19 protein-coding genes are annotated in these 24,421 nt (G+C 71.3%); 12 read left to right on the top strand and 7 right to left on the bottom strand.

Annotated features, from left to right (window positions below):
• Positions 1–5 precede the first annotated feature (5 nt).
• Both A6A06_RS26010 and A6A06_RS26005 read right to left on the bottom strand, forming a co-directional pair.
• The gene (locus tag A6A06_RS26010; RefSeq protein WP_073763834.1) at positions 6–3,164 is read right to left on the bottom strand and encodes a non-ribosomal peptide synthetase; all 3,159 of its coding nucleotides are present in this window, start codon (positions 3,162–3,164) and stop codon (positions 6–8) included.
• Between the two features lie 103 nt (positions 3,165–3,267).
• Complete coding sequence (locus tag A6A06_RS26005; RefSeq protein WP_073763832.1) at positions 3,268–5,028, bottom strand: non-ribosomal peptide synthetase; 1,761 nt, start codon at positions 5,026–5,028, stop codon at positions 3,268–3,270.
• Between the two features lie 712 nt (positions 5,029–5,740).
• Here A6A06_RS26005 and A6A06_RS26000 point away from each other — a divergent pair.
• From A6A06_RS26000 to A6A06_RS25980, 5 genes are read left to right on the top strand one after another with little or no spacing between them, the layout of a single operon-like run.
• A complete protein-coding gene (locus tag A6A06_RS26000; RefSeq protein WP_199931151.1) occupies positions 5,741–7,237 on the top strand; it encodes an ATP-binding protein in 1,497 nt (498 codons plus the stop codon).
• Between the two features lie 54 nt (positions 7,238–7,291).
• Positions 7,292–7,678 (top strand): roadblock/LC7 domain-containing protein, encoded by a 387-nt coding sequence (locus A6A06_RS25995; RefSeq protein ID WP_199931222.1) that lies wholly within the window; start codon positions 7,292–7,294, stop codon positions 7,676–7,678.
• Positions 7,675–8,046: a DUF742 domain-containing protein gene (locus tag A6A06_RS25990; protein ID WP_073763828.1), complete on the top strand. Its 372-nt coding sequence runs from the start codon at positions 7,675–7,677 to the stop codon at positions 8,044–8,046. Before A6A06_RS25995 ends, A6A06_RS25990 begins: the two co-directional genes overlap by 4 nt.
• Complete coding sequence (locus A6A06_RS25985; RefSeq protein WP_073763826.1) at positions 8,027–8,650, top strand: GTP-binding protein; 624 nt, start codon at positions 8,027–8,029, stop codon at positions 8,648–8,650. Before A6A06_RS25990 ends, A6A06_RS25985 begins: the two co-directional genes overlap by 20 nt.
• The gene (locus A6A06_RS25980; protein WP_073763824.1) at positions 8,647–10,128 is read left to right on the top strand and encodes a cytochrome P450; all 1,482 of its coding nucleotides are present in this window, start codon (positions 8,647–8,649) and stop codon (positions 10,126–10,128) included. The genes A6A06_RS25985 and A6A06_RS25980 overlap by 4 nt, the downstream gene beginning before the upstream one ends.
• A gap of 24 nt (positions 10,129–10,152) precedes the next feature.
• Here the strand turns inward: A6A06_RS25980 and A6A06_RS25975 are convergent, their stop codons facing one another.
• Positions 10,153–11,400 carry a pyridoxal phosphate-dependent aminotransferase gene (locus A6A06_RS25975; RefSeq protein ID WP_073763822.1) on the bottom strand — a complete coding sequence of 416 codons (1,248 nt, stop codon included), beginning with the start codon at positions 11,398–11,400 and terminating at the stop codon, positions 10,153–10,155.
• Positions 11,397–12,503 carry a tryptophan dimethylallyltransferase family protein gene (locus A6A06_RS25970; RefSeq protein ID WP_073763820.1) on the bottom strand — a complete coding sequence of 369 codons (1,107 nt, stop codon included), beginning with the start codon at positions 12,501–12,503 and terminating at the stop codon, positions 11,397–11,399. Before A6A06_RS25970 ends, A6A06_RS25975 begins: the two co-directional genes overlap by 4 nt.
• A 707-nt stretch (positions 12,504–13,210) precedes the next feature.
• On the opposite strand from A6A06_RS25970, the gene A6A06_RS25965 reads away from it, so the two are divergent.
• The 4 genes from A6A06_RS25965 to serC are packed head-to-tail and all read left to right on the top strand — an operon-like array spanning position 13,211 to position 17,686.
• Positions 13,211–14,374 (top strand): amidohydrolase family protein, encoded by a 1,164-nt coding sequence (locus A6A06_RS25965; protein ID WP_073763818.1) that lies wholly within the window; start codon positions 13,211–13,213, stop codon positions 14,372–14,374.
• On the top strand, positions 14,374–15,063 hold the full coding sequence (locus A6A06_RS25960) for an O-methyltransferase (RefSeq protein WP_079194341.1): 690 nt from the start codon (positions 14,374–14,376) through the stop codon (positions 15,061–15,063). Before A6A06_RS25965 ends, A6A06_RS25960 begins: the two co-directional genes overlap by 1 nt.
• Before the next feature lie 47 nt (positions 15,064–15,110).
• Positions 15,111–16,496, top strand: a complete 1,386-nt coding sequence (locus A6A06_RS43575) for a glutamate-cysteine ligase family protein (protein ID WP_073763816.1) — start codon at positions 15,111–15,113, stop codon at positions 16,494–16,496.
• A 47-nt stretch (positions 16,497–16,543) separates the two neighbouring features.
• Positions 16,544–17,686 (top strand): 3-phosphoserine/phosphohydroxythreonine transaminase, encoded by a 1,143-nt coding sequence (gene serC / locus A6A06_RS25950; protein WP_073763814.1) that lies wholly within the window; start codon positions 16,544–16,546, stop codon positions 17,684–17,686.
• 34 nt (positions 17,687–17,720) lie between these two features.
• On the opposite strand, the gene A6A06_RS25945 is transcribed toward serC, so the two are convergent.
• Together A6A06_RS25945 and A6A06_RS25940 are read right to left on the bottom strand one after the other, a co-directional pair.
• On the bottom strand, positions 17,721–18,515 hold the full coding sequence (locus tag A6A06_RS25945) for a methyltransferase domain-containing protein (RefSeq protein ID WP_073763812.1): 795 nt from the start codon (positions 18,513–18,515) through the stop codon (positions 17,721–17,723).
• A complete protein-coding gene (locus A6A06_RS25940) occupies positions 18,512–20,065 on the bottom strand; it encodes a class-II fumarase/aspartase family protein (RefSeq protein WP_242440938.1) in 1,554 nt (517 codons plus the stop codon). Before A6A06_RS25940 ends, A6A06_RS25945 begins: the two co-directional genes overlap by 4 nt.
• 428 nt (positions 20,066–20,493) lie before the next feature.
• Here A6A06_RS25940 and A6A06_RS25935 point away from each other — a divergent pair, with 428 nt between their 5' ends.
• Positions 20,494–20,922 carry a hypothetical protein gene (locus A6A06_RS25935; protein ID WP_199931150.1) on the top strand — a complete coding sequence of 143 codons (429 nt, stop codon included), beginning with the start codon at positions 20,494–20,496 and terminating at the stop codon, positions 20,920–20,922.
• On the opposite strand, the gene A6A06_RS42060 is transcribed toward A6A06_RS25935, so the two are convergent.
• On the bottom strand, positions 20,889–21,293 hold the full coding sequence (locus A6A06_RS42060; protein ID WP_073763808.1) for an OsmC family protein: 405 nt from the start codon (positions 21,291–21,293) through the stop codon (positions 20,889–20,891). The two genes, A6A06_RS25935 and A6A06_RS42060, sit on opposite strands and share 34 nt — an antisense overlap.
• Before the next feature lie 600 nt (positions 21,294–21,893).
• On the opposite strand from A6A06_RS42060, the gene A6A06_RS25925 reads away from it, so the two are divergent.
• Together A6A06_RS25925 and A6A06_RS25920 are read left to right on the top strand one after the other, a co-directional pair.
• Positions 21,894–22,298 carry a hypothetical protein gene (locus A6A06_RS25925; protein WP_073763806.1) on the top strand — a complete coding sequence of 135 codons (405 nt, stop codon included), beginning with the start codon at positions 21,894–21,896 and terminating at the stop codon, positions 22,296–22,298.
• The gene (locus A6A06_RS25920; protein WP_073763804.1) at positions 22,295–24,418 is read left to right on the top strand and encodes a bifunctional polysaccharide deacetylase/glycosyltransferase family 2 protein; all 2,124 of its coding nucleotides are present in this window, start codon (positions 22,295–22,297) and stop codon (positions 24,416–24,418) included. The genes A6A06_RS25925 and A6A06_RS25920 overlap by 4 nt, the downstream gene beginning before the upstream one ends.
• Positions 24,419–24,421: the final 3 nt, after the last annotated feature.

Genomic DNA, 24,421 nt, shown 5'->3' with positions numbered 1-24,421 from the left:
TCCTTTCAGGAAGGCGTGGGGGACGGCCGCCGGGCGAGGACCGCGATCCGCGTCAGCGCCGTACGCAGCGCTTCCACCAGGCGGCGGGCGTGGCTCTCGTCGACGCCGTCCTCCCGCCACGCGATCACCAGCCGCCACGATCCGCCGGCTTCCGGGACAGCTTCCAGCATCAGCTCCACAGCGGTACGCGGCGGCCGCACCCGCACCGGAGCCAGCGTCACCTCGTCACCCAGGCGGCCGCTCGGCGGCTCGGCCTGGAGGACGGCGAACGCCTGGAACCAGGGGTGCCGGCTGCGGTCCGGGCCCAGCTCGCGCACCACCTCGTCGAACGGCGTCCGGGTGTGCGCGAGACCTGCCACGATGCCGTCCGCCGTCCTGCCCACCAGCGCGGCGAGGTCCTCGCCCGCTCCGTCGCGGACACGGATGCCGAAGGGATTGACGAAGTAGCCGAGCACCGTCTCCAGGGCGGGGTCGAAGCGGCCTGCCGTGACCGAGCCGAGCGTGAAGGACCCGGTCCCGAAGGTTGCGGCGATGGCCTGTGCGGCTCCGGCGGCCAGCGCGGTGACGGCCGGACCGCCGTACCGGGCCGACACCTTCACCAGACTGCCGACCGTCCCGGCGTCCACCTGCAGCACGGCCTCCAGCCGCCGGGCCTCTCCCGCACCCGTGGGCGCAGGCAGAAAGGGCGGCGTGGCCGGGCACAACTCGGCCTCCCAGAAAGGGAGATCCTCCTTGGCCCACTCGGCGAGCCGGGTCTTTTCCCAGGCGCTGTACCTGCCGTACGGGAGCCGCCCCCCGGGCTGTTCCGTCGGCCCCCCGGCCAGCCGGGCCCGGTACGCGGCTTGCAGATCCGCCACCAGCACGGTCTCCGACCAGCCGTCGAAGGCGATGTGGTGCACCTGGACACAGAGCAGATGCCGGTCCGCGTCCAGCCTGCACAGCCGGACGCGCAGCGGTACTTCGTCCTCCAGGGAGAACGGCCTGTCCCACCAGTCGGCGGTCACCGCCTCCGCCAGCTCCTGGAGTCCGGCCCCGGCCGCGTCGGCCGGGGGCTCGGTCAGCTCCACGCCGATGCCCGCCTCGTCGGGCGGCAGCACCCGCTGCACGGGAGCCTCCCCGGCCCAGGGGTACGTGGTGCGCAGCGCCGGATGCAGGCGGACGGTGTCCTGGAGGGCCTCGGCCAGTGTCTCCGTCTTGAGGGGGCCCGACAGCGCGTAAGCCAGCACGATCATGTTGTCGGCGGCGCCCGGAGCGCTCATCTCGGCGAGCCAGAAACGCTGTTGGGCGTGCGAGAGCGGCGCGTCGCTCTCCTCCTGCTCCGTGGGCTGCGGAAGCACATCGGCGGATACGGCGTCAGCTGCCGAGCAGTGGGCGCCGATGTCCTCCAGCGTGCGCAGCCGGTAGACGTCCGAAGCCGTCAGCCTGGCGTTCAGGCGGCGGCCGAGCCGGGCCGCCAGCCGGATGACGTCCAGGGAGTTCGCCCCGGCGAGCACGAGATCGTCCCGCATGCCGAGTGCGGGCAGCCCGAGCAGGTCCCGCACTTCGGCAAGCAGCGGGTCTGCCTGCGAGTCCCGCTCCGCCTCCGTCTCCTGCGGAGTCCGCCCCGGTGCCGGAACCGGCCCCAGCGCCTGCCGTACCGCCTGCCCCACCGCTTTACGGTCCGTCTTGCCGGTGCCCGTCAGCGGAAGGCGGTCGACGTGGTGGAGCACCGTCGGCACCATGGCGTCCAGCAGCTGCCGTCCGGCGAAGGCGCGCAACTCCGCGGCGTCCCGTGGCCGTCCGTCCGACGTGGCGTACGCCGCGGCCAGTTCCCTGCGGCCGGGGACGGCTTCCAGGGGCAGGACGCAGGCCGCCGTGATGTCCGGGTGCGCCTCCAGTACGGACTCGACCTCGCCCGCTTCGATCCGTATCCCGCGGATCTTGAACTGGTGGTCGATCCGGCCCCGGTACCGCAGCAGGCCCTCCACGTCGCGTACGACGATGTCGCCGGAGCGGTAGTAGCGGTTGCCGCCGGTGTCGAAGAAGCGGCGCCCGGTCTCTTCGGGGTTGTTCGCGTACCCCAGCGCCACCCCGTCGCCGCCGATCGCCAGTTCCCCCTCACCCGGCTCGCCGTCGGGTACGGCCCGGCCGTCGGGGCCCAGCAGCATGACCGCGGTGCGCGGCAGCGGGGTGCCGATGGGGATCTCGGTGCTGTCCTCGGCCACGTCCGCGGGGCGGATGACGTGATGGGTGGCGAAGATGGTCGCTTCGGCGGGCCCGTAGCCGTTGACCATGTGCAGCTCCGGGAACCGGCGCAGTACGCGCCGGGCACTGGCGACGGAGACCCGCTCGCCGCCCACCAGCAGCAGCCGCAGCTCGCCGAAGAGGTCCAGCCGTTCCTCGGCCAGCACGCTGAACAGCGAACTGGTCAGCCACAGGCTGTTGACGCCGAGCCCTACGACGCGTTCCAGCTGCTCGGCGTCCAGCGTCGCCGCCCCCGCGTCCAGCAGGACACTGCGGCCGCCGTTGAGGAGCGGTGCCCACAGCTCCAGCGACAGACCGTCCCAGGGGAGGGGCGCCGCCTGGAGGAAGACCGCGTCGCTGTCCAGGGGGATGGCGGGGCAGTCGACCAGGGTGCGCAGCGTGCCGCGGTGCGGGGAGAGGACACCCTTGGGCTTACCCGTGGAACCCGAGGTGTAGAAGATGCTGGCGGTACGGGTGCCGTCGCGTTCCGGCGGGGGCGCCGCGGCCGGATCGCCGCTAAGCAGCACGTCGAAGGGGGCCACGGGGATCTCCCCGTCCACCCCGGGAACGGGATCGTCGGTGATGAACAGATCCGGACCGGTTCCCCGCAGGCTGTCCAGCACACGGGCGTGCGGCCACTCCGGATCGGTGGCGACGTAGGCCGCACCGGCGCGCAGCACCCCCAGCAGGGCTGTCACCAGTTCGGGGGAGCGCGTCATGCGCACGGCCACCCGCCCGCCCGCCGTGACACCCCGCTCGTGCAGGGCGGCAGCGACGGAGTCCGCCCGCTGCGCCAACTCGCCGTAGGTGAGCAGACGGTGTCCCTGCTGTACGGCGATGTCCGCGGGCCGCAGCCGTGCGTGGTGAGCGACCACCTGCTCGATGCGTTCGCCATACACGTAGGGGTTCGGGCCGGTACCGGAGGGCGGGGAAGAGCGCATGCGGAGATCACCGTGTTCTGGGCGTGGGGGGTGGGAAGACCGAAGCGAGCCACGGGAACGAAGAACGGAGGGGACGGCGGCCGATGGCGGCCTGCGCGGCGGGCTAACGCGTGGCGTCGACGGCCACGGCCAGATCCTTCAGCACGGTGTTGTCCAGCAGCGTCGGGAAGGTCAGCCGGGCGTTCAGCTCGCGATTGATGCGGTGATGCATACGGAACGCCAGCAGCGAATGGCCTCCCAGGCCGAAGAAGTCCTCCTCCCGGCCGACCTGCTCGACATTCAGCAGCTCTCCCCAGAGCCCGGTCAGGTACCGCTCGGTCTCGTTCTGCGGCTCCGCGTACGCCGTCCCGCGCGCCTGCTGGGCCGCGAGCACCTCGCGCAACGCGTCCACGTCGCGCTTTCCGTTCACGGTGACCGGAATCTCGTCCTGGACGAGGAACCGGCTGGGCACCATGAAGTCGGCCAGGTCGCGTTCGGCGCGGGCGCGCAGCGCCTCGACGCCCAGCGAAGCGTCGAGGACCACGAAAGCCACCAGCCTGCGGTCGCTGCCCTCGCCGTCGGCGAGCACCACGGCTTCCAGCACCTCCGGGTACCGGCGCAGCCCGCGCTCGACCTCGCCGGGCTCCACGCGGTAGCCGCGGATCTTCACCTGGTCGTCGGCGCGGCCGACGAAGACCAGCACCCCGTCCTCCCGCTGCCGGGCCAGGTCACCGGTGCGGTACATCCGCAGGACGCCGCCGTCCTCGTCGGGTACGTCCAGGAAGCGCTCCCGGGTCAGGTCGTCGCGGTCCTGGTAGCCGCGGGCCACGCCGGGGCCGCCGACGAACAGCTCGCCGATCTCGCCCGGGGCGACCGGCCGCAGCCCGGCGTCGAGGACCCGGACCGTCGCCCCCTCGATCGGGCGGCCGATCGGCACGACGTCGCTCTCGGCGTCCTCCCGGGTCACCAGGTGCGCGGTGCACCCGGTGGTGATCTCCGCGGGGCCGTAGCAGTTGTAGAGACTTCCGGTGAACCTGCCGCCGAGCAGCGAGCGGCAGGCGGACGGCAGGAGGACGTCACCGCCCGCGCCCAGGACCCGCAGGGGCGCGAAGGCGTCCTGGTCCTCGTGCGCCACGTGGTTGACGACCATGGTGGGGACCACCATCGCGGTGATGCCGTACTTCTCCATCTGCTGCCGGAAGCCCGCGGCGAGCAACTCCGGCACCGTGGGCAGGATCACGGTCCGCGCACCGGCCGCCAGGGTGCTCCACATCTCGAAGTGGAAGGCGTCGAAGGAGACGCTGGAGACCTGCCCGGTCCGGTCCTCCGGCCGGAGCACGGGCATGCCCGGGTTCCCGGCGAAGGAGACGAGGTTGCGGTGCTCCAGGACGATCGCCTTCGGTTCCCCGGAGGACCCCGACGTGAACAGCACACTGGCCGCGTTCTCCGGCTCGACGACGCCTGCGCCGCGCCGGCCCTCGAACTCCGACCGGCCGCTGAGGGCGACGGCCTTCGCGGCGATCCCGCCGAGCCGGTCCTCCCAGCCGTCCTCGGTGAGGACGACCTTGGCGCCGCTCCTGCCGAGCATCTGGTGACGGCGTGCCTCCGGATAGCGGGTGTCCACCGCCACGTAGGCGCCCCCGGCCTTGAGGATCCCGAGCACCGCGACAAGAAGCTGGACGGAGCGGTTGACGTACAGGCCGACCCGGTCCTCGGTGTCGACACCGTGACTGCGCAGCAGCGCGCCGACCGCGTCGGATTCCCGGTCCAGCTCCGCGTAGGTGAGCGACCGCCGGTCGTCACTGACGGCGATCCGGTCGGGGTGGAGCCGCACCGAGCGGCTGAACAGCTCGGTCAGCGTGCCGACACCTGGGGTGCTTGTCACTGCTTCCTCCCGCTCGCTCCGCACGGGTGCTGCCGTACGGGCTCAACGTTGATGACTGACGCTCGGGCCGCGGCCGGGGGCGACGGAGGGGCCGGGAGCCACGGGAACCTCCGGCACACGAACGCGCCGGTGAACCACCCGGCCCCGGCAAAGTTAGTGAGCCGCCGGACCGTGCGTCGACGCATTCCGGCGACGGCGAGAGGCCATGGCGGACAGCAGCCAACCCCGCCGTTTGTCTCACCATGTGAGACGAGATCGAGGGGGTGCGCGGATCGGACCGGGCCGGGGGACTGGGGGCCGCGAGAGCGCCTTCCGGGGACGGCGGTACGACGTACCGAGCCGCATTTCCCGAATTCTCCGGCGAGTTGCTGCCCATTCGATTACCTGCCGCGCCGCCCCCGCTCCGCCCCGACCGGTGAATGACTAGCGCCAAACGATTCTTCTGACTTTCGTACATGAGTACATTCAGGTGTTGTGTGCACATGCCCCGCGGAGCCCCGCGGGCCCCGCTATGCTCACTGCCGCGCAGCGAGCCGTGACCGTTACGACACATCGGCCCGGCGTGCACCGCGGCAATTGACCGGTGTGTGCGAACCGATGGTCGGCCATCGCCTATTCGCTGCTTTCTCGACGTCCGTGAATTCCGTGAGCGACGCATGTACGACGACGTGTACGACGCCCATTCCCTTCCCATAGCGCTCTGAGGCTGCCGATGGTTCATGCTGATTCGTCACCCGGAAGGCCGGGGCCGGCCTCTACCGCAATGTGGCTGCTGCCACCCGTCTTCCTGGCCATATGTGTGGCCGTGGCCGTTCCGATGCTGCCGTCGGCGGCCGGCGCCCACGCCGTCTGGATCGGCGCTCTCGCCACCGCGGCAGTGGCCGCCGCGACCCGGAAAGCAGCGCGCCGAGGGCGTGCGCTGGAAGAACTGCGCAGGCAGTACACCGAAAGAGAGGCCGCCCTGCAACGGCAGTTGGCCGAGCAGGAGACCGAGACGGAACGGATGGCCAAGGAAACCCTGCCCGCGGCCATGGCCCGGCTCCAGCAGGGCATGCCGGTCGACGAGGCACTGCGCGGCACCTGCCAGGCGTCCCGGGTGAGCCCCCGGTTCGAAGCCGCGCACCACGCGGTGCTGCGCTACGTCCTCCAGGCCGTGGAGACCGAGGAGGACCTGCGTGACTCCGCCCAGCGAGCCTTCGTCAACATCGCCCGGCGCGTCCAGGCCATCGTGCACCAGCAGGCCCTGGAACTACGCGAGATGGAGGACCGGCACGGCCAGGACCCACAGGTCTTCGGCGACCTGCTGCACCTCGACCACCGCACCGCCCTGATCGGCCGGCTGGCGGACAGCATCGCCGTCCTCGGCGGCGCCCGGCCGGGGCGTCAGTGGCAGAAGGACATCCCGCTGTTCAACGTGTTGCGCGGTGCCATGTCCCGGATCACCGACTACCAGCGCGTCGACCTGCACTCGGTGGCCGACGTCGGAGTCCTCGGCCGCGCCGCCGAACCCTTGATCCACGCCGTGGCCGAACTCCTGGACAACGCCACCCGCTATTCACCGCCGCAGACCCGCGTGCACCTGACCGCGGCCGAGGTCCAGTCCGGCGTCGCCGTCGAGATCGAGGACGCCGGGCTCGGCCTGACCGACGAAGCCCGCATCCGCGCCGAGCGGGCCCTGGCGCAGCACTCGAAGAGCGGACTGGACCTCGACGACCTGGGCGAGTCACCACGGCTCGGCCTGGCGGTGGTCGGCCGGCTGTCCCACACGAACCGCTTCAAGGTCTCCCTGCGGGTGTCCGCGTACGGCGGCGTGCGCGTCGTCCTGGTCGTACCGCCGGACCTGATCACCGTGACCCCGGTGCCCGGCGGGGCCCTGGCCAAGGCGGCCAGCCTGCCGCCGCCCCGCCGCCCCAGCGGCCCGAAGCACCGTGCCGAAGCGGCCGTCGACGAGCCGGTGCCCGCCGACGCTCCGCGCACCGCCAACGGCCTCCCGCAGCGCAGGCGGCGCACCCGCACGGTGATCTCGTCCGTGCGGCCGCAGCAGGCGCCGCCCGCCGGGTCCGACGCCCGCTCCCCGACGGCGTCCGGCCGGTCCGCACCGGCCGGGATGTGGATGTCCGCCTTCCTCGACGGTGACTCCGGCGGGCCCGCGGCCGGGGCCCCGGAGCAGCGTCCCCACAATCCGAGCGATGAAGAGCCCGAGCAGTGACCGAGCCGGCAGAGAAGGATGAGTGAGCAAGTGGCGACAAAGCAGCGGCTCAACATGGACTGGATGCTGGAGGAGTTGGCGGCCGGCGTTCCGCAGACCCGCAATGTCGTGGTGCTGTCCTCGGACGGCCTGTGCATGGCGCAGTTCGGTGCGGACAACGACACCGCCGACCGGCTCGCCGCCGCCTGCGCCGGGCTGCAGAGCCTGTCGGCGGCCATCGGCGCGGAATTCCCGCGGGGCGACGGCCGGATGAAACTCGTCGTCGTCGAGGTCGACGGCGGCTTCTTCTACCTGATGGCGGCCGGCGCGGGCGCCTATCTGGCGGTGCTGGCCGACGACGACGTGGACGCCGGCCTCATAGGGCAGCGGATGCGCGATCTGGTCGCCCGGATCGGGCAGCACCTCACCAGCCCGCCACGGGCGGACCGGCAGGCCCCATGAGTGATCCGGAGCAGGAACAGCACCGGCCCTGGGAAGAGGGCGGCCCCGAACGGCTCTACGTCATCACGTCCGGCCGGAAAACGCCCGACCGGCACGCCTCTCTCGACATGGTCACGCTGATCGTGAGCCGCGGCGAACCCGGTCCGGGCATGCAGCCCGAACCCGCCGCCATCGTCCGCATCTGCGGCTACCCGCTCTCCGTCGCCGAGATCTCGGCCTATCTCCACCTGCCGGTCAGCGTGATCACCGTACTGCTCACGGACCTCCTGGCCAGCGGACATGTCGAGGCACGGGCATCGGCTCTGACCCAGTCGCTGCCCGACGTGGAACTCCTGGAGGCGGTGATGCATGGACTACAGAATCTCTGAACCCGTCGTCGGCCCCCGGAGCGAAGACATCCTGCCGGCCTCGGTCAGCACCGCGGTGAAGGTGGTGATCGTCGGCGGCTTCGGGGTCGGGAAGACCACCCTGGTCGGCTCGGTCAGTGAGATCAGGCCCCTCACCACCGAAGAGATCATGACGCAGGCCGGTGCCGGAGTGGACGACATCGCCGGTGTCGAGCGCAAGAACGAGACCACCGTGGCGATGGACTTCGGCCGGATCACCCTCAGCGACAAGCTGGTGCTCTACGTCTTCGGCACCCCGGGCCAGCAGCGGTTCTGGTTCCTGTGGGACGGGCTCTTCGAAGGAGCGCTGGGCGCCGTGGTCCTGATCGACACCCGGCGGCTGGAAGACAGCTTCGACGTGATGGGCCGGCTGGAGGAACGCGGGGTGCCCTTCATCGTCGCCATCAACGCCTTCCCGGACGCACCCTGCTACCCGGCGTCCGAACTCCGGGAGGCCCTGGACATCCCCGACGGGGTGCCGGTGATCGACTGCGATGCCCGCGAACGCGTCTCCAGCCGCGACGGCCTGCTGACCCTCATGCGCTACCTGCACGCCCTCACCACCACGACCCCGGAGCGACGGTGACCTCCTCTTTCCCCGAACAGCCCCGCACCGCGTGGGCTCCCACTCCGCCTCCCGGGTGTCCGGCACACGCCCGGTTCGGCGCCCCGGACGGACTGGCGCGGCTCTTCGGCCCCGAGGCGGCCGAGGATCCCATGGGCCTGTACGAGCGCCTGCGCGCCCGGCACGGCGCCATCGCGCCCGTTCTGCTGGACGGCGACCTCCCGGCCTGGCTCGTCCTCGGATACCGCGAGATCCTGGAAGTCGCCGGTACACCCGCCCGGTTCAGCCGTGACTCCCGTATCTGGCGCTGGTTCAGGGAAGGGCGGGTCCCGCCGGACTCCCCGCTGCTCCCGATGATCGCCTGGCAGCCGGTCTGCCTGTTCCTGGACGGCGAGGAACGCAACCGGCTGCGCCTGGCGGTCACCGACAGCCTGGAGCGCTTCAACCGCCGCGGAATCCGGCGGCACATCACCCGCTTCACGCACCAGTTGATCGACGGCTTCGCCGAGCGGGGGGAGGCGGACCTGGCCGAGGAGTTCTGCGAGCACCTGCCCATGCTCGTCCTGACGCAGCTCCTGGGCATGCCCGACGAGTACGGGCCGCGGCTGGTCGCCGCCAGCAGGGACATGGTGGCGGGCACCGAAACCTCGGTGGCCAGCAACGCGTTCATCGTGGAGACCCTCACGGAGCTCGTGCGGCGCAAGCGCCGCAACCGCGGCCACGACGTCACGTCCTGGCTGATCGAACACTCCTCGCGGCTGACCGACGAGGAGGTGTGGAACCACCTGCGGGTCATCCTCATCGCCGCCAACGAAACCACGGTCAACCTCCTCAAGAGCACCCTGCGGATGGTGCTGACCGACCCCCGGTGCCACGCCTCGTTGGCCGGCGGGCAGATGACCCTGCCCGACGTGGTGGAGCAGGTGCTGTGGAGCGAACCGCCGCTGATGACCATTCCCGGCCGGTGGGCCGCCGTGGACACGGAGGTCGGCGGTCAGAAGGTCGAGGCGGGGGACATGCTGCTGCTGGGCCTGGCCGCGGGGAACCACGATCCGTCCGTCCGGCCGGACCCCTCGATCCCCCTGCACGGCAACCGTTCGCACCTCGCCTTCAGCAGCGGTCCCCAGGAGTGCCCCGGCCAGAACATCGGCCGCGCCATCGCCGACACCGGCATCGACGCGCTGCTGGCGAGGCTCCCCGACGTACGACTGCGCATCCCCGAGGAACAACTGAGCTGGAAATCGGGCTGGATGACACGGCACCTGGCCAGCCTCCCGGTGACGTTCACCGCGCCCGCCGGTGCGGTGCGTGCCTCCGCGGAGGCCGGGCAGCAGCTGTGGAGTGCCGCGGGCAGCGGCCGGGGCGCCACCGGCAGCGGCTCTGAGTCCGCTGCCGAGCCCCCGGCCCGTTTTCCGTCGGTGGTGCCGCTGCCGGTTCCCTCCCGGAGGAAGCGGCGTACATCCTGGTGGATCTCGTTGAAGGCACGGCTGCGAGGCTGATGCCCGGGTGGGGGCGGTGACGCTCTATCGCCGGGCCCCGGTGGCCTGGAGGGCGGCCGGGCCACCGGTGAGGAGTTCGCCAACGGCTCCGGCGATGCGGTGCATCGCCTCTTCCATGACCGCCCGCGAAGTGGCGTAGCTGATACGGATATTGCCTTCGGCGGCCGGGCCGAACCACTCCGGTGTACCGGCCACCACCGCCACCCGGGCGCGGGACAGCAGGAATTCGCCCATCGCCCGGCTGCTCAGCCCGGTGGCGGACACATCGGGGAACAGTACGTACGTCCCGTCCGGGCGGTTGCAGGAAATTCCCGGAATCGAGTTCAGCCGGTCCACGCAGAAATCACGTACCTCCCGTAGATGTTCCAGGAAAGTGTCCCTCCAGGGCCAGCCGTGACGCAGGGCGGCCAGGGCACCGGCCTGGGTGAAGGGGGTCATGCTGTACGTGGCGCCGAGACGCCGGAAGGTGAGCTGTAGGGCGTCCGCCTCCCGCAGGGTCGGGGCGATCACGAATCCCATCCGCAGGCCCGGCAGCGCGAATGTTTTGGAGAGGCCGGTCACCGTATAGATGCGGGGACTGTTCCCGGTGTTCAGGCTCGCCATGCTGACGTGCGCTCCGGGCGGGTACACGATCTCGTTCCACACCTCGTCGGAAAGGACCGGGATCCGGTACGCAGCCGCCGTCTCCGCCACCGCGCGAAGGGCCGCTTCGGTGAAGACCGTGCCCAGCGGATTGTGCGGATTGCACATGCAGATCAGGGCGGTGCGCGAAGTGATCAGGGAGGCGAGCCGGCCCGGGTCCAGCAATCCCGTGCCCTTGTCCACCGGGCAGTAGACCCGCCGGGCCCCCGCGGCGTCGATGGCCTGGCCGAAGAGCAGGTCGACCGGGTCCAGCAGAATGCACTCGTCGCCCTCTCCGCACAGAAGGTGCACCACGCCCCAGAGCGCGGCTGCGGTCCCCGGTGCCGCCACCACCCGATCGGGATGACTGCCGATCCCGTAACGGGTTTCGGCGACGTCGGAGAAGACCTCCCGGAGTTCACCGCATTCCGTGAGCGACGCATAGGGGAAGTAGCCGTCGGCAAGAGCCGCGTGCAGGGCGTCCGTGACCACCGGGGGCCCGGGGAAATCCGGCTCGGCCGCCGTCAGCGGGATGACGTCGGGTGGACAGGCGCCCCACCGGAGAGGCGACCGCTGCCGCAGCAGGCCGGGCCGGACCTGCGCGTCGTCGAACAGGTGCCGGTACGCGTCGGACAGTGGCACGGCGCTCACCCCCGTTGATAACGGGCAGGCGGATACCGGTCGTAGAGTTCCGGCGACCAATAGATGGTCAGGCGAGGCCGTCCGTGGTGCATCCGGGCCGATGCGTACGTGTGGATGCCACGGCCGGCCGCGAGCGGACGCCGGGCCATGAGGTTCAGCAGCGACCGATAGCCGTCGAGGGAAAGGCCCATGTCGGCCATGACCGAGCTGATGCGGTCCCGGACGGTCCGGTCGCTCGCCGTGTGCCGCCACAACGGGACGTACAGCGTCGCGGACACCGGTATGTGCCCGCCGGCGTCCGTGAACGTCAGATTGCTGACCAGCGGCTGGGCCCGTACCTCACTGTCGCTGCCGGTCAGCCGACGGCAGAACTCCCCCAGGAATCCGGCTTCGTGCTGAAGCGAGATCTCCATTTTGGCGTCGAGTTCCGCCGGAGAGATGTCGTAGTGGCGGAAGTACACCTTCACGCGTGACGCGGGGCCGTCGGCCAGGTCGAGACCGAAGTAGACGATCCTGTCGAGGTCGAATCCCCGGCTCGCGTAGGCGCTGACCGCAGCCCACGCCTTTCCGAACCCGAGGCGGTCCAGTGCCTCGCGGGTCCGCTCGGTGCCGGTCATGCCCTCATTGGCGTTCGGATTGAGGTAGACCTTGAATGCGGGCCCGCCGGTGGGTGCGAGGGCGGCGGCGTGCATCATGGCGAAGCCGGTCGGGTCCTCGTCCGGCAGGAACAGGTCCGACACCATCGCCAGCCGCTTTCCGGCGGCGCCGAAGTCCTGGGTCAGCCCCTCGGTGAGATCGAGCGCCGCGGTCTGCGCGGACGAGGTGCTCAGCCGGTCGGGAAGGGCCTCCACGAGCACCCGTATCTGTATGTCCTCCCCGGAGAAGGCCGCCGAGAACTCGATCGGCGAACCGTCGGCGCATACGTCGGAGTGCCAACCGGGGTTCGCTCCGATCCGCCTCGCCCCCCACGGGGACAGCATCCGCCGCAGCACCTTTGTGCCCTGTTCGACGTCCATGCCCGCGCTGCCGAGAAGGCGTGTCGCGGTCGTGACCCCGTAGTCCAAGAACGTCGCGCTCGCAGAAACCCGTGGAACCGACCGAACAGACGACATGGAATTCCTCCCTACCTCGCGCCGGGTCCCGCCGTACCGCACGCTTGCTCCGCCGGCCGGCCGGCCAGTACCCACAGGCCGATCGGCCAGTACCAATAGGGAGAGAAGCTCCTGACTATCCGTCCATGAGGAGATCGACGGCTCGATCAGCCGTTCGCGTAATCCCGCATTCCCGCACTCCCGCGTTCGCCCGGGGCCGGCCGCTCGGATACCGCCCGTCACCCCTGTCGGTTGCGGCGGCTTCCCCGGACCCGGGGTACTTTCACAATTAACTATGCTTCCTCCGCCCGCCACCGGCGCACAAGGGGCGTGCGCGGCGTTCGTCCTGCGATGGCGTGCGCAACCGACTGACGGATGCGCACTCCGGCGCGCGGGAGAGCGCGAGGACGCGGGGGCAGCAGGCCCCGGCGCCGGCGTGCGCGGGTCGGGCGGGATTGCCGCGTCCGCTGAGCGGTCACGGAAGTGGCCGTCGGGGTGGGAGTGGTGACGGGGCCCGCCTGGGGCTTCATTGGCCGGGCGCCCCTCTTCCCTTTCCCCGCAGGGCGGGAACAATGGTCCGAAGTCTCGGAAGCGGGGACGACATCCCTACGCGGGCGCGGGCGGCCACCGGCCTGAGGGCCGGTCTCCGGACCGGCGCGTGCGTGCGGGCCCGCGCGCCGGGCGCGCCGACCGGCAGACCTTCCCGGGATCTCCCGAAGGAGTGGTACATGGTCGCTCATCGTGACTACCCCGTCATCGACGCGGACAGCCACATCGTGCTGCCCGACTCCGACGACTGGTGGCGGGGGAGGCTGCCCGCGAAGTACGCCGCCTGGATGCCGTCCTACCGGGACGACACGCTGACCGCCGAGGGCCGGGTCATCGAACAGCCCTCGTCCACCTTCCACGGCCGGCCCACCCAGGCCGCCTGGTTCGGCGGCACCCAGGGAGCCACCTACACCCCCGGAAGCTGGAAGTTCGACGACCCGGCCGCCGTGGACGTCCTCGGCGCCCTGCGGCGCGGCGGCCTGGACCCCAAGGACCGGCTCACCGCCATGGAGCGGGAGGGCATCAGCCGCGCCTACATCTTCCCGTCCAAGGTGCTCGGCCTGCTCCCGGCGCTGCGCAGCTCGGCCTTCGCGTACGAGGTCGCCAAGGCGTACAACGACTGGGTCCTGGCCTACTGCGCCGAGGACCGGGAGCGGCTGTTCCCGGTCGCCGCGCTGCCGCAGCACGACCTCGTGCTGGCCGTGGACGAGGCGCGCCGGGCGCTGGAGCAGGGCGTGCGCACCGTCATCCTGCGTCCCAACACCGTGGCCGGTACCAACATCGACGATCCGGTCTACGACCTCCTGTGGGAGTTCTGCCAGGAACACGGCGTGGCGGTGTGCTTCCACGAGGGCTTCGGGGTCGCACGCATCCCCCGTATCGGAACGGAACGCACCCACGACACCATGCAGGGCCACCTCGTCAGCCACACCTTCGAACACATGATGGCGGTCATGCTGCTCATCACCGGCGGCGTCCTGGAGCGGTTCCCGGGCGTACGGTTCGCCTTCATGGAGAGCGGCGCGGGCTGGGCCCCGTTCTGGCTGAACCGGATGGACGACCACGCCGAGCAGTTCGCCAAGGACCGGCCGCCGCTCCCCGAGCGGCCCAGCACCTACTTCAAGCGCCAGTGCTACCTGGGGGTGGAGCCGGAGGACCCGCTGCTGCCCGTGCTCATCGACCAGGGGCTGGCGGAGAATCTGCTGTTCGCCAGCGACTTCCCGCACTTTGACGCCAAGTTCCCCGGCGCCGTCACCGCCCTGACCGACCGGAAGGACATCGACGAGGCGGCCAAGCGGCGGCTGCTGTGCGACAACGCCCGCCGATTCTTCGGGATCGGCTGATGGAGCGGATCCTGCCGGACCTGGACACCCGGCTCACGGCCGTCCTGACGAAATTGGAGGAACGCTCCCTCAAGGAGCAGCGCGAGCTGGAGACGCTGCGCGCGCAGGGCGGCACCGCCCTGCGCGACCGCGCCGGCTCCTTCATGCTCGACGTCGGCCCGGACGTCGGCCAACTGCTGAACACCCTGGTCCGGGCGACGGCCGCGCGCACGGTCGTGGAGGTCGGCGGTTCGGTCGGCTACTCCACGCTCTGGCTCGCCGAGGCGGTACGGGCCACCGGCGGACGCCTGTACTCCATCGAGGTCGACCCCGGGAAACAGGCCGAGCAGCGGGACAACGTGGCGGAGGCGGGGCTCGCCGACGTCGTCGAACTGACCACGCTGGAGGCGCCCGCTCTCGTCCCCACCCTGACCGGCCCGGTGGATCTCGTCCTGCTGGACCACTGGAAGGAGCTGTACGTACGGGACTTCGACGCCTGCTGGCCGGCGCTGCGTCCGGGCGGCCTGGTGCTGGCCGACAACATCCTGGTCCCGAAGAAGAACGCCGAGGTCATCGCCGCGTACCGGCGGCATGTCGGCGGCGTGCCGGACGCGCGGAGCCAGGTACTGAAGATCGGGGACGGGGTGGAGTTCACCGTAAAGCGTGAAGCGCGGCCCGGCGTTCGGCGAGGTTCCGGCTCCGGGCCCTAGCGTGGCCCCGCCACCGACGCCCCCTCGTCCGACGGAGAGCCTGGAACATGAAGATCGGCATCGAATCAGAACTGCCCGTGGCCGACCGCCGGGGGGCCGCGGCCGACCGCCCGGCCGTACGGGCCGTCTTCGAACGGCTCGCCGCCCGCCCGGACTTCACCCCGTACCACGACGCCGCCACCGGCACGCTGGTGGGCGCCCGGTCGGCGCGCGACCACGGGACCCTGGACGTGGGCAACGACTACGGCGTCTGCACGGTCGAGGCGGCCCTGCCGCCGGAAGAGGGGTTCGCCGCCGCCAAGGCCGCCTGGCACCGCACGCTCGACGACGTGGTGTTCCCGGCCCTGGCGGCCGAGGGGCTGTCCGCCCTCGCGCACGGCTGCCAGCCGCTGACCGAGACCCTCGGAGGCCCGTACCTGGCCGACAAGGCGCACTACGGCCTGTGGCTGGCACAGGCCGAGCGTTTCCCGGGGCACTACGCGAGCGACGCCTGGCCCGGGTTCGCCGCCGTCCAGTTCAACGTCGACGTCCCGCTGCCGCAGGTGATCGACGCCTGCAACACGCTGATCAAGATGACACCGCTGATCTTCGCCTGGGGCTCCAACTCCGCGGTGTTCGGCGGCCGGGTGCAGCCCTGGCACTCCCTGCGGCTGCGCGGCTACACGGAACTGTCCGAGACCAATCCGTTCTTCGCCCACCGCCTGCACTACCCCCGCCACCTCTACGGCAGCCTGGCGGACTACATGCGCGAGGCATGGGCGCTGCCGATCTTCGAGGTCACCCGGCACGGCACCCTCCACACCCCGCTGGTGCCCGAGCTGACGACGCAGCAGTTCGCCGAGGCGGGCCACGCCGAGTTCGTCGACCCGGACGGCACCAAGCGCATCCTGCACTGCACCACCGCCGACCTGGCGTCCGGCCTGGTCTTCTGCTGGCCGGCGGTACGCGTCCGGATGCGGCTGGACGAGACGTGCACCGTCACCGAGGCGCTGGCGGCGGTGGCGGCCGGCCGGGGCGAGGCGGTGCTCCGGGACGGCGGACGCGGCACCTTCGTCGAGATCCGCCACCTGCCCACGATGCACAAGGAGGAGACGTTCGCGTGGCTGGCCATGCTGCTGGGCTGGCTGGGCGACATCGAGGGCTGCCGTGACCTGTTCGGCGGCTGGTCGCTCCAGGACGCCCGCACGGCAGCCGCCGAAGTCCAGACCCGCGGCTGGGCGGCCGAGGTCGCCGGGGTGCCGCTGACCGAGTGGGGCCGGCGCGCCCTGGACCTGGCGGCCGGGTCGCTGCGCCGGGAGCCGGTGGCGCCTGCCGAGGAGCTGGAACCGCTGGCCCGGCGGCTGCGGGACCGGACGAGTCCGGCGACCGACGCGGAGGCGCAGGTCCGCTCCGAGGGCATCGAGGCGTTCGTGGAGGGGCTGCGGATGTGCTGAGGGGGGCGGGCGGGCCGACCGCCGTACGGCTGAAGGAGGGGCGTGGGATGGACCGACGGCAGGCGGAGGGGAACCGGCGGGGTGCGCCCGGCACGCCGGAGCCCCGGACCGCGTACAACTTCTCCGCAGGCCCCGCGACGCTGCCCCGGCCGGTGGCCCGGCGGGTGCGCGAAGAGTTCGCGGAGCACGCGGGCGACGGTGCGTCGATCGTCGAGATCAGTCACAAGCACCCCCGCTTCACCGGCGTGCTCGACACCGCCGTGGCGCTGTACCGGGAGGTGGCCGGGCTCCCGGAGGACCACCACGTGCTGTTCGTGCACGGCGGCGCCCGGATGCAGTGCGCCGCCGTACCGCTCAACCTCATCGGCCGGTCACCGACCCGCACCGCCGGGTACGTCGTGACCGGCCTGTTCGCCCAGCAGGCGCAGCGCGAGGGCGCCCGCTACGGCACCGCCGCGATCGTCGCCGACAGCCGGGACACCGGATTCGACCGGATACCCGCGGTGGCCGTACGGCACTGCCCGCCGGACGCCGCCTACCTCCACCTCACCAGCAACAACACCGTCTACGGCACCCGCTGGAACGATTTCCCGCGCGACTGCCCCGCGCCGCTGGTGGCCGACGCCACCAGCGACATCCTCTCCCGGCGGCTGGACCACAGCCGGTTCGGCATCGTCTACGCGGGGTTCCAGAAGAATCTGGGGCCCGCCGGCACGGCCCTGGTGACCGTCCGCGACGACCTGCTCGGCCACGCGCTGCCCGCGACCCCCCGGCTGCTGGACTACTCCGTCCACGCGGCGTCCAAGTCCCTCGACAACACCCCGAACACCTTCGCCGTCTTCGTCCTCTCCCTGACCCTGGAGTGGATACGTGACCAGGGCGGCCTCGCGGCGGTCGAGCGGACGAATCTGGCCAAGGCGCGGCTGCTGTACGAGGAACTGGACCGCACGGCGTTCTACCGGCCCACCGCCCACCCGGACCACCGCTCCGTCACCAACGTCGTCTTCCGGCTCGCCGACGAGTCGCTGACCGGGGAGTTCCTCGACCGCGCGCGGGAGGAGGGGCTCCTCGGCCTGGCCGGGCACCGCCTGGTGGGCGGGGTGCGGGCGTCCGTCTACAACGGGATGCCCCGGGAGGGCGTACAAGCGCTGGCGGGATTCCTGCGGGAGTTCGCGCGCGTACGGGGGTGAGGCGGGCCGCCGCCCCGCCTCACCCCCGTACGGCTCAGTCGGCGGGCTTGGCCACGGTGAACGCGTACCGGCCGAGGCTGAAGAAGTACCGTCCCGCCGCGTCCAGTTCGCGCAACTCCCGGACCCAGGCCCTGGTCTCCTCCGGGTCCGCGCCGGGGTGGCCGGCGAGGAACGCCTCGATGAAGCCGATCTGCCAGTAGCTGTACGCGTCGCGGTGGCACCGCCGGTTGAGGAAGGTCAGCGTGGTCAGGCTCTCCTCCGTGAACCCTGCCTCCTGGAGCAGCGGACCGAGCCGACGGGGCAGCCGGGGATCGGCGACATGGTCCTCCCACAGAGCCAGGACCCGCCGCATCCGGGGGAGGTCGGCGGAGTGCCACACCAGGGAGTCCCAGTCCGTGTCGAGCACCACCGCGCGGCCTCCCGGGCGCAGCACCCGGTACAGCTCGGCCAGCGCACGTTCGATGTCGCCGACGTACTCGTACACCTGCGAGGAGACAGCCGCGTCGAACGACGCGTCGGGGAAGGGAATCTCCTCGCAGCGCCCCGCCACCAGGTTCACCCGCGCGCCGGCCGGCGCGCACCGGGCCCTGGCCAGGTCCAGCATCGACGCGCTGATGTCGACGCCGCACACCTCACCGTCCGGGCCGACCGGGTCCACCAGCTCCGCGATCAGATAACCGGGTCCGCAACCGACGTCCAGCACCCGCTCCCCGGAAGCCACGGCGAGCTGCCGGAGCAGGTGCTGCCGCTGCCCGCGCATCTCCGGTGTGTGCGCCTCGACGTCGGCCTCGCAGGCCCGTTCGCCGTCGAATCGCAGCAGATCGGTCATGAGGGCACCCCCTCCTCGGTGCGCGCGACCCGTGGTGTGCCGGGCGGTACCGGTCCGAGCCGGGCGCGTGCCACCGCCCGGTCGGTCAGGGCGCCGGCCTCACCCACGTAGCGGGCCGGATCGAGCAGGTCGTCGAGCGCCGCGGCGGAGATCCGGCACGTGATGTCCGCGCACTCGCGCACGCAGACGCGCAGCGGGCGGCCGTCGCTCTGCGCCCGCTGGCTCACCGCGTAGACCAGGGTGTGCGCGCTCTGCTTCCCGATACGTTCGCCCAGGGCCAGCATCAGCGCCTCCGTGCACAGGAACTCCGCCACCGAGGCCGCGTTCGCCGCCATCCGCTCGCGGTGCACCCGGAGCCCGGCGAGGACCTCGTTCAGGATCGCCAGCGCCGCCAGCGTGTAGTGCGATACGTCGGCGACCGTGACCCACTCCATCCGCAGGCCCCGCGCGTCGCGCTCGTGCTCCTGCACCATGCCCTCGACGCCGAGCGCGGCGGCGGAGCGGGCCAGGCGGGCCAGCAGGACGACCTGTTCGGAACGTTCGGGATTGCGTTTGTGCGGCATGGTGCTGCTGCCCACCCGCCCGTACTCCCAGCCCTCGGACAGTTCGCCGACCTCGGCGCGCGAGAGCACCCGGATCTCCTCGGCGATCCGGCCGAGTGTTCCCGTGAGCAGGGCCAGGGTGGTGCCGAACTCCGCCACCCGGTCCCGCGCGACGTGCCAGCCCACGACGGGCTCACCGAGTCCGAGGCGGGCGGCGAAGTCGGTGAGCAGTTCCTGCCCGCGCCCCTGGAACCCGGCCATGGTGCCGACGCCGCCGTGCAACTGGGCCACCAGGGCCCGTTCGCGCAACTGGGCCAGCCGCTCACCGTGCCGCCCCAGCTCGTCGAGCCAGCTCGCCACCTTGAGGCCGAAGGTGATCGGCAGCGCGGGCTGGGCGTGGGTGCGGCCCACCATCAGCGTGTCGCGGTGCGCCCCGGCCAGCGCGATCAGGCGCGTCGTCATGGCGGTGAGTTCCCGGTCCGCCTCGTCGAGCACGTCCCGCATCTCCAGGGACTGCGCGGTGTCCTGGATGTCCTGGGTGGTGGCTCCCAGGTGCACCATTTCCCCCGAACCCGCCTCGCACGCCGCCTCCAGACCGCGCAGCAGCGGCACGAGGGAGTGGCCCGTACGGCGGAACTCGGGCTCCAGGGAGGCCAGATCGATCCGGCCCGGTTCGCAGGCCCGCGCCACCCGCGCCGCGGTCCCGGACGCGATCATGCCGAGCCGTTCCTGACTGGCCGTCAGGGCCGCCTCCACCCGGAGCCATCGTTGGAGCCGACATCGGTCACAGAAGATCCGGCGGCTGGCGGCCGTGGCGTACCCCTGCCCGTGGAAGAGGGAATCCAGTACGTGTCCCCGCTCGTGGCCGCACCCCGCCGCCGTGTGGCCGTCCTCGCCCTCGCACGCCGGTGGCGCGTGCGCGGGCCCGGTGGGGCCGTACGGGAGGCCGTCCCCGTACGGGGCGGGAACGGGCGCGGGTGCCTGCTGGTGCCTGCGAGAAATATCCATGAATCCTCGCATTCAGTGAGTTGCTTCTAGGTCACTTCGGTCATCCCGGCAGAACTCGCCTCATGGCACCACATGGGGGAGTCGGGGCCAATACCGCGCGCGGGGGCGGTTCCGGGACGGCCGGCAAGCCTCGTCGTGCGGGGGAGCGGAGCCGGCACGCCGTGTCACCTGCCTCCGGCACACTCCCCGTACCCGCGCCTCCTACGAGCGAGCGGCACACCGCGCAAGGCAGGCCCCGGAAGCCCCGGAGGGAGCCTCCGGAGCCGGGGGGCGGGGGCGGGGCGCAGCCCCTACGCTCTCAGCACCGTCTTCAAACGCACCCTGGGCATCCGCCCTACGGAGCATCGCGACCGCTCTCAGTACGACCGCAGGAGTTTCCCATCCTTGAAAAACTGACAACTACGGCCGCATTGCTCGCCGTCCCTCTCATGGCGCTGTTCGCCGTCATGTGGGTATTCCGGTTTCTCATGCGGTCGTGGGTCAGCGTGCAGGTAAGCCGCTGGATCGAAGGTGCCTTTTACGCTCTGCTCGGCACCCTCATCACCTATGCGTGGGGCCTGTTCAGCGGTTTCCCCTGGGATATCGAGGAAACGTGCAGGCTGGACCATCAGCAGCACTGGGACCGGGGTTTCGCGGGATCAGCAGGCTATTTCCCGCTCTCCAACAAGTGCAATGCCGCTTTCGACCTGGTCCCCGGTTACCTCAACCCGCTGCTGGCCACGGGGGTGAGCGTCATGGTGATCTGCATCGGCATGGCCGCATACCGGGCATGGAAACGGCGGAAACGGGCTTCGCGGTGCGGACCGGGGCGGGTAGCGGCGGATCACGGTTGCGGTGGTCCGGTCCCGGAGGCCTGAGTTGCAGGTTCAAAGGTCAGCGGCTTGCTCAAGGTGGAGCGCACCGGCGATTGTGCGATGCGCTCCTCGACCGCGGGCCGGTGGGCTTCCAGTTCCGGGGCGAGGAGAAGTTCGTAGCGGAACCGCGTCGTGGACTCCTCGCGCTCCAAGTGCACCCGTACACGCACCTCGGCATCGGTGATGCCCAGGTCCGCCAGCGCCATCCGCGCCGAGATGGTCATGCACGTGGCCAGGGACGCCTCCAGCAATTCGTGCGGCCGCATCCCCGCCGATCCGCCGACGCCGGCCTTGAGCGTGTCGGCGGTGCCCTCGTTGTCGCCCGCCTGGAACCTGACCTGCCAGGGCGCCGGAAGCGCCGCAGCCTCGACCATCGCTTGCCTCCCTACAGGAAACCCGACTCGCCAGGAGCGTATCGACTGGCTCACATCGCGAGTAGTCGATGATCGGATGCTGAACCGGACGCTGCTCTGAAACCGTGTACGACCTGGGCCGGGCGCCAGGCAGGGACGGAGCGTGTCGCGGCGCCGGGTGTGATCGGGATTTCGGCGCTGTAAATGTCGTTTATCACGAGGTGAAAGCCAGGATGACCTGTTGCCGTGCCACCCGGGTGCCCGAGTAGGGTCGGGGGGCTGCGTGATCACTGAGGGCTGCACCCTGTCCTCCCGGCCCTTGTGAGGGCACATGCGTACGCGGCCTTCCCGGCCCCACCCGGGATGGGCGCATGGCATGCGCACGTACGGGCAGCGTCCGTACGCGCCGGGCGCCGGGATGCGGCTCCGATGTCTCACGGGCAGTACAGCGGACCCCCGGGTCCGTATCCCCCACACAAAGAGTCGCGCGTGCGCGGCCGCAGAGCAGGAGCACCAGTGCAGGGCATCCCCCACATAGCCAGCACACCGCACGACGGGCGATCGTCGTCCGTACCCCCTGCCCGCAGGGAGCAGTACCCGGCGCAGCAAACGGGGCGGGACATGACACCGCGCATGCCGCACCAGGGCGCGGCGCTTCGCGTGCCCCCGGCGGCGCGGCGTCCCGAGGCCGCCGTCCCCCGACATCCCGTCTTCATCTCCCGGTCGGGCTGGCGCAGGCGGACGCTGCAAGTCGTGGCGCTGGCCGTGGGCTGCGCCTGCTTCGGGTATCTGCTCTTCGTCGGCATGCTGATCAGCGGACTCCGGCAGCCCGTCGGCACGCACCCGCCGAGTATGACCGGGCCGGTGCCTTCCGGTCCGGTCGCCGGCACGTCGCAGTACGGCCGCGGCGCACCGGCCCGAGCCGAGGCGCACCGGCCGCCGGCCGGGGCCAGGGCGGACCGCGACGACCGCCGCCGCCCGCCGGCCGGCAGATCCGCCCCGTCGGCCGGAGGCCCGAAGCAGTGAGCCGGCACGCCGCCGATGTGCGGCGCCCGCCGCGCGGACACTGGCTCGTGCTCCTGCTGGTCCTCCTGGTGGTCGCCGTCGCCCTGGCCTTCGAGGGCTGGACGACCCACCAGGTCGACGCCGCGCGCACCAAGCCGTCGTGCACCCGGCCGATCCCGCGTGAGGCGGACGACGGGAAGCCGCTGCTGCGGTTCGGCCCGAAGGGGGTCACCACCGCGGCCATGCCACCCGGGACCGTCGCGCTCACCTTCGACGGCGAGCCCGACCCGGTGTGGACGCCGCGTCTGCTCGACCTGCTGCGCAAACACCGTGCACGGGCGACCTTCTTCGTCTACGGGAAGGACGCGGCCCGGAACCCGGAGCTGGTGCGGCAGATCCTGCGCGACGGACACGAGGTCGGCTCGTACACGTACAGCGGCGGCGACCTCGGTATCGCCTCACCGCTGCGCGCGCGGCTCGAACTGCCGCTCGCCCAGACCGCTTTCGCGGGTGCGGCCGGCATCAACACCACCCTGCTGAGGCTGCCGCACACCACGGCCGCGGACACGCTCTGCGGCCCCGAGTGGCCGGCCGCGCAGCGCGCGGCGGCGCAGGGGTATCTGGTGGTCGCCTCGGATCGCAAGGACCGCAAGCCGTGGCGGGGGGTGGTGACACAGCACAGCCAGACCGACCTCGGCTACCACGAGGCCGAGGATCTGCTGGAGGACCGCAGCGTGAAACGGTTCACCACCATCAGCGGCGGACTCGGCCGTTCCTCCTTCCTCGAAAAGGTCCCGGTCATCGAGGAGATCAAGGGGGAGGGCCTGATCTGGTCGCAGCGGCTCGGGCACGCCTTCCTCACCGTGATGGTGTGGACGCTGACCCTCACGGGTGTGCTCGGCGTCCTGCGGATGCTCCTGTTCGCGGTGTTCGCCCGGCTCCACGTACGCAGGCTGCACCGGTACCGGCCCGGCGCACCACGGCTGCGCGCGGTGCGGGACCCGGTGACGGTCCTGGTACCGGCGTACAACGAGGAGGCCGGCATAGCCTCCACCGTGTACTCGCTGCTCGCTTCCACCCACCCGCACGTGCAGATCATCGTGATCGACGACGGCTCGACCGACTCGACCGCCGACATCGCCGAGGACATCGACGATCCGCGGGTGACGGTGATCCGGCAGCCCAACGGCGGCAAGCCCAGCGCCCTCAACACCGGATTGGCGTACGCCCGGCACGACATCGTCGTCATGGTCGACGCGGACACCATCTTCGAACCCGCTGCGCTGGCCCGGCTGATCCAGCCGCTCGCCCACCCGGCGGTCGGCGCGGTCAGCGGCAACACCAAGGTCGGCAACCGGCGCAGCCTGATGGGCAAATGGCAGCACCTGGAGTACGTCCTCGGCTTCAACCTCGACCGGCGGATGTTCGAGGTCCTGGAGTGCATGCCGACGGTTCCGGGGGCGATCGGCGCCTTCCGCAGGGACGCGCTGATGGGCATCGGCGGTGTCAGCGACGAGACCCTGGCCGAGGACACCGACCTCACCATGGCGCTCTGGCGGGCCGGGTGGCGCGTCGTCTACGAGGAGTCGGCGGTCGCCTGGACCGAGGTGCCCAGCACCGTACGACAACTGTGGCGCCAGCGTTACCGCTGGTGTTACGGCACCCTCCAGTCGATGTGGAAGCACCGTCACACGGTGAAGGAGGTCGGCCCCGCCGGACGCTTCGGCCGTCGCGTGATGCTCTACGTCACGCTGTTCCAGATCGTGCTGCCTTTGTGCGCGCCGGTCGTGGACCTGTTCGCCCTCTTCGGGGCGCTGTTCCGCGACCCCGTGGAGGCCGGCCTCGTCTGGCTCGGGTTCCTCGCCGTCCAGTTGGTCACCGCCGCGTACGCGCTGCGGCTCGACCGGGAACGGCTGCGCGTGCTGTGGGTGCTGCCGCTCCAGCAGTTCGTCTACCGGCAGTTGATGTACCTGGTGGTCATCCACTCCGTGATCACGGCGCTGCTCGGCATTCGCCTGAAGTGGCACAGCATGAAGCGCACCGGAACCGCCGACCCGTATCTGCTCGAATCACCGGCCGCGGAGACGTCCGGGGATCCGCTGGAGGAACTGCCCCCGCGGCGGGACCTGTCGCCGCAGTGAGGG

It is taken from the genome of Streptomyces sp. CB02923, assembly GCF_001905005.1.
Classification (GTDB): Bacteria; Actinomycetota; Actinomycetes; order Streptomycetales; family Streptomycetaceae; genus Streptomyces.
Note: the sequence above shows the minus strand (reverse complement) of the source record. Positions and strands in the feature narration are given on the sequence as shown.

Coding starts and splice junctions, on each gene's coding strand:
- A6A06_RS26010 (WP_073763834.1), bottom strand. CDS start 3,164: ATGCGCTCTTCCCCGCCCTCCGGTACCGGCCCGAACCCCTACGTGTAT.
- A6A06_RS26000 (WP_199931151.1), top strand. CDS start 5,741: ATGGTTCATGCTGATTCGTCACCCGGAAGGCCGGGGCCGGCCTCTACC.
- A6A06_RS25995 (WP_199931222.1), top strand. CDS start 7,292: ATGGACTGGATGCTGGAGGAGTTGGCGGCCGGCGTTCCGCAGACCCGC.
- A6A06_RS25990 (WP_073763828.1), top strand. CDS start 7,675: ATGAGTGATCCGGAGCAGGAACAGCACCGGCCCTGGGAAGAGGGCGGC.
- A6A06_RS25985 (WP_073763826.1), top strand. CDS start 8,027: ATGGACTACAGAATCTCTGAACCCGTCGTCGGCCCCCGGAGCGAAGAC.
- A6A06_RS25970 (WP_073763820.1), bottom strand. CDS start 12,503: ATGTCGTCTGTTCGGTCGGTTCCACGGGTTTCTGCGAGCGCGACGTTC.
- A6A06_RS25965 (WP_073763818.1), top strand. CDS start 13,211: ATGGTCGCTCATCGTGACTACCCCGTCATCGACGCGGACAGCCACATC.
- A6A06_RS25960 (WP_079194341.1), top strand. CDS start 14,374: ATGGAGCGGATCCTGCCGGACCTGGACACCCGGCTCACGGCCGTCCTG.
- A6A06_RS43575 (WP_073763816.1), top strand. CDS start 15,111: ATGAAGATCGGCATCGAATCAGAACTGCCCGTGGCCGACCGCCGGGGG.
- serC (WP_073763814.1), top strand. CDS start 16,544: ATGGACCGACGGCAGGCGGAGGGGAACCGGCGGGGTGCGCCCGGCACG.
- A6A06_RS25945 (WP_073763812.1), bottom strand. CDS start 18,515: ATGACCGATCTGCTGCGATTCGACGGCGAACGGGCCTGCGAGGCCGAC.
- A6A06_RS25940 (WP_242440938.1), bottom strand. CDS start 20,065: ATGGATATTTCTCGCAGGCACCAGCAGGCACCCGCGCCCGTTCCCGCC.
- A6A06_RS25935 (WP_199931150.1), top strand. CDS start 20,494: ATGGCGCTGTTCGCCGTCATGTGGGTATTCCGGTTTCTCATGCGGTCG.
- A6A06_RS42060 (WP_073763808.1), bottom strand. CDS start 21,293: ATGGTCGAGGCTGCGGCGCTTCCGGCGCCCTGGCAGGTCAGGTTCCAG.
- A6A06_RS25925 (WP_073763806.1), top strand. CDS start 21,894: ATGACACCGCGCATGCCGCACCAGGGCGCGGCGCTTCGCGTGCCCCCG.